A 4,258-nucleotide genomic window follows, 5' to 3' on the forward strand; every position below is an offset into this window, starting at 1 on the left:
GGTGCCCGCAGAAGCCGTGTATCGGGGTGAACCGCCCGACCACAACTCCGATGATCGACCCGAGGAGGGGGGCGAAGGGTTAGGGGGTGGGGAGGCCTAGGGCCTTGTCTACGCGGGTGAGGATGGCGGCGTCGTCGTCGGGGTTGACGCCGCGGAGCAGGTCGATGGCCGTGGCCCGGACCTGGCCAATGATCATGGCGAGGGGCAGTGCCTGGGTCGAGCCGAAGAGCTGCCCGGCCGTGTGCACGGCGGCGAGCGCCGACTCGTCGGCCCGGCTGGCGTGCCGGTCGGCGGCCTCCTCCCGGCCGTCCAGGTCGGCTGCGAGCGCGGCGCCGGCCTCGCGGACCGCCTCGGCGAGTGCCCGCAGCGCGACGCCCAGTTGGGGCGACACCGGGGTGTGCAGCCGGCTGAGGGTGACCCCCGCGCGGGCCAGCACCCGGACGTTGCGTACCGCGTAGTCGATCTGCCGGATCGACTCGTCAACCGACCGCAGCCGGCCGATGTGCCGACGCCGACGGACGTTGAGCCGCAGCGCCTCACCGGCGGCGAGCACACCCTCGCGGAGTCCGTCGACCCGGACGTCCATCCCCCGGGCCTGCGTCAGCGCGGCCATCGCGGCCCGCTCGTCGCGGTGGTCCAACGCGTCGGCGATCCCGCCCAGCAGGCCGGCCAGTTCGTCGAACGTCCGCCGTACCTCGGCGACCAGCGGGGCCAGCGGGTGCCGGGCGTCGACCAGCAGGCTGGCGGCGAGGGCGACCGCGCCGCCGATCAGCGCGTCGACGAAGCGGAACGGCACCAGCGACCCGTCCGGCGGCGCGACCACCACCAGGTAGAGCGCGGACACCGCGGCCTGCACCAGGGTCACGCCGGTGGCGCCGAAGGCGACGGCGAGCAGGACGGTGAGCAGGATGACGGTGAAGACCGTCCAGGTGCTGCCCGGCCCCAGCGCCTGCACCACCAGGTCCGCGACCAGCACCCCGGCGGCCACCCCGAGGACGACTTCGACGGCCCGGCGGATGCGCTGCCCCCGAGCCTGACCGAGGACGATCAGCGCGGCGGCCGGCGCGAAGAACGGCTGCGGATGCCCGAGCAGCCGGGTGGCGAGCAGCCAGGCCACGGTCGCGGCGACGGTGGCCTCCAGCACCGGCCGCCAGCCCTGCCGCAGGCGCCCACCGGCGACCCGCAGGCCACTGAGCCGCTGCATCCACCCTCCTCACACCGGTCCGGCCGGGCGGACCGGCAGCGTGCCGGTGGCGCACGGCACCGCAGCGATCGTCTCCCATCGCGCGACGGACCTGCTCACCGGGCTGCTCCGCAGGCGCCGGTGCGCCGCCCGCCCGGTCAGCTCCCGGTCAGCGCGCGCAGCAGCGTACGGACGGCGGCGGCCAGGTCGGCGCGGCTGGCCGGGGTGCCGGGTGGCGGGGCGGTCAGCGCGCCGGCGCCGACCAGCCGGTCGAAGAGCAGACCGTCCACGAACGCCACGAACTGGTCACCCTGCCGGTCGGGGTCGGTGGCTCCGGCCCGGGTCAGCAGGTCCCGGGACTGGACCCGCGGGCCGACGCCGTGGTGCAGGATGCCGCGCAGCTCCGGCCGGTGCACCGCCTCCAGCAGGCAGGCGTAGCGGGCCAGCGTCCGGCTGCGTCCGGTGCTCAGCCAGCGGTCGAGCACCTCGGCGACACCGTCGGCGAGCCGCTCGAGGTCGGCGGCGCCGAGTCGGGGGCCGGGCGGCGGGGGCGGCGGGCCGGTCGGCAGGTCGTGCGCGGCGAGGTCGTCCCGGTCGCGTTCGGCGAGCCGTCCCACCACGGCCTCGATGAGGGCCTGCCGGGTTCGGAGGTACGCGGAGGTGGTGCCGGGCGGTACTCCGGCGCGACCGTCCACCGCGCGGTGGGTCAGCGCCCGCATGCCGCCGTCGGCGATCAGCTCGATGGCCGCGTCGGTCAGCAGCGCGATCCGGTTCGTCCGGGCCGTCACGGCGCCTCCCCCTTTCCGTGGTCCGCAGGTAGTATCACTCTTCTACAGGTGTAGAAGGGCGGATGACATGAACGACCCGCACGCGGTGGTGGTCGGTGGCGGCATCGGCGGTCTGAGCGCGGCTGTCGCCCTGCGCCGCCACGGATGGCAGGTCACCGTGCTGGAGCGCGCCGCCGAACTACGCGAGGTGGGTGCCGGGCTGACCCTGATGACCAACGCGCTACACGCTCTGGACGCCCTCGGCCTCGGCCCGGCCCTGCGCCAGAGCGCGCACGCCGAGGCGCCCGGCGGGATCCGCGACCCGCGGGGCCGGTGGGTGTCCCGGTTGGACGCCGCGCAGATGACCCGGCAGCTCGGCACCACCGCGCTCGGCGTCCACCGGGCCACCCTGCACCGCGTCCTGAGCGACGCGCTGCCGGCGTCGTCGCTGCGGACCGGCGCCGAGGTGGAGCACGTGGAGTCCGGCCCCGACCACGCCGCGGTGCACTACCGAGGGCCCGACGGCCCGCGGACCCTCGACGCCGACCTGGTGGTCGGCGCCGACGGCCTGCGTAGCCGACTACGCGCCCAGCTCTGGCCACAGATCCCCGCCCCGGTGTACGCGGGCTCGACGACCTGGCGGGCCGCCATCGCGTTCCCCGACCCGATCCCGACGGCGATCACCTGGGGCCCGGCCGCCGAGTTCGGCATGGTGCCGCTCGGCGAGGGCCAGGTCTACTGGTACGCCGCGCTCACCGCCCCGCCCGGTGGTCACGCCCCGGACGAGCTGGCGGCCGTGCGTGACCACTTCGGCGACTGGCACGAGCCCATCCCCGCGCTGCTGGCCGCGACCCCGCCCGGGGTGGTCCTGCGCAACGACATCCACCACCTGGCCACGCCGCTGCCCTCGTACGTGCGGGGACGGGTGGCGCTGCTCGGCGACGCGGCCCACGCCATGACGCCGAACCTCGGGCAGGGCGCCGGCCAGGCGATCGAGGACGCGGTGGTGCTCGGCGCGGTCTGCTCCGACGGGGCGGACGGACTGCCGGCCGCCCTCGCGGCGTACGACGAGCAGCGTCGACCCCGCAGCCAGGCCGTCGCCCGGGCGTCCCTGCGCGCCGGCCGGTACGGCCAACAGATGCGCAACCCTCTCGCGCTCGCGGTGCGCGGCGCCGCGTTGCGACTCATCCCGGCCGGAACCGTGCTGCGCGGCATGACCCGGTACGTCGACTGGCGTCACCGGTGGACTGAGGCGACGGTCGCTCAGCCGGCGGCGGCCGTCGAACGCGGCGTCGCCGGACGAAGGCGACGGCCGCCCCGCGACGACGATCATCCTGGACGGGCGGGAAACGGCGCTCGGGCGCAAAACTCCAGAATAGTCATTTGTGGCGTCGGCGGCCTCGGGTGAAGGCGACAGTTCGTCGGTACAATCGGCGACCGCGTTGTGACTGATCGCTGACTGCTCGTGGTGAAACGGATCACACACACTGAGCGCATGAACAGGAGAGTCAACCGCGGTAGGGCACTCCGCATCGCGGTGTGTCTCCTTCTTCTCGCCGCGCTGAGCGGCTGTATGCAACTCAACATGGGGCTCACCGTCAACGCCGACGACACGGTCGACGGGCAGTTGCTGCTGACGGCCCAGAAATCCCTGTTGACCTCGCGGAACAAGAACATCTCGGTCGCCTTCGCGGAGCTGCGGCAGAACATTCCCGCGCTGCCGCCGGGCGAGGAGACCGGCTACCAGGACGGCAAACTCTTCGGCGCGCAGATCAGTTACCGCAAGGCGCCGCTGAAGACCTTCGACAGCGAGAGCGTGAAACTGGTCCGGGACGGCGATTTCTACCGCTTCACGTTGCCACTCGATCCGAAGAAATACGGCGGCAAGGTGGCCGAGCAGAATCCGCAGAACCAGCAGGCATTCCTCAAGCTGATGTCGTTCGAGATCTCGGTGACATTTCCCGGCCGGGTGATCGACAGCAATGGCACGGTCAACGGCCGGTCGGTCAGCTGGACGGTGGCCTCCAACCAGGACAAGCCGACCGAGTTGCGCGCCGTCGCCGAGGCGCCACCTCGACCGTCGACCTCGCCGGCCGCCGCCGGTGACGGGGGCGGGTTCGGATGGCTGCTGATCGCCGGCGGGCTGCTCCTCCTGCTGCTGATCGCCGCGGTGGGCGTACTCCTGCTGCGTCGCCGCCGCTCGGCGCGCCGGCGACTCTGCGACGACTTCCAGAAACGCCGCCAGACGGTCAACCAGTTCGTCGCGCGTCAGATGCCCGGCGCCACCACCCTCGCCGGGGGCAGCGGA

4 protein-coding genes are annotated in these 4,258 nt (G+C 73.7%); 2 read left to right on the plus strand and 2 right to left on the minus strand.

Translation table 11 applies throughout. The features are described from left to right. Positions 1-79: 79 nt before the first annotated feature. Positions 80-1,204, minus strand: coding sequence for an FUSC family protein (locus JNW91_RS29970; protein WP_203178866.1), 1,125 nt, complete (start codon positions 1,202-1,204; stop codon positions 80-82). Positions 1,205-1,341: 137 nt separating this feature from the next. Continuing rightward, positions 1,342-1,971: a TetR/AcrR family transcriptional regulator gene (locus JNW91_RS29975; RefSeq protein WP_309244523.1), complete on the minus strand. Its 630-nt coding sequence runs from the start codon at positions 1,969-1,971 to the stop codon at positions 1,342-1,344. A gap of 67 nt (positions 1,972-2,038) precedes the next feature. On the opposite strand from JNW91_RS29975, the gene JNW91_RS29980 reads away from it, so the two are divergent. Continuing rightward, on the plus strand, positions 2,039-3,358 hold the full coding sequence (locus JNW91_RS29980; protein WP_203178867.1) for an FAD-dependent monooxygenase: 1,320 nt from the start codon (positions 2,039-2,041) through the stop codon (positions 3,356-3,358). An 87-nt stretch (positions 3,359-3,445) separates the two neighbouring features. Then, the coding region (locus JNW91_RS29985) for an LppM family (lipo)protein (RefSeq protein WP_203178868.1) at positions 3,446-4,258 on the plus strand (813 nt) is incomplete at its 3' end.

This window comes from Micromonospora parastrephiae (assembly GCF_016802865.1).
GTDB classification, from domain to species: Bacteria; Actinomycetota; Actinomycetes; order Mycobacteriales; family Micromonosporaceae; genus Micromonospora; species Micromonospora parastrephiae.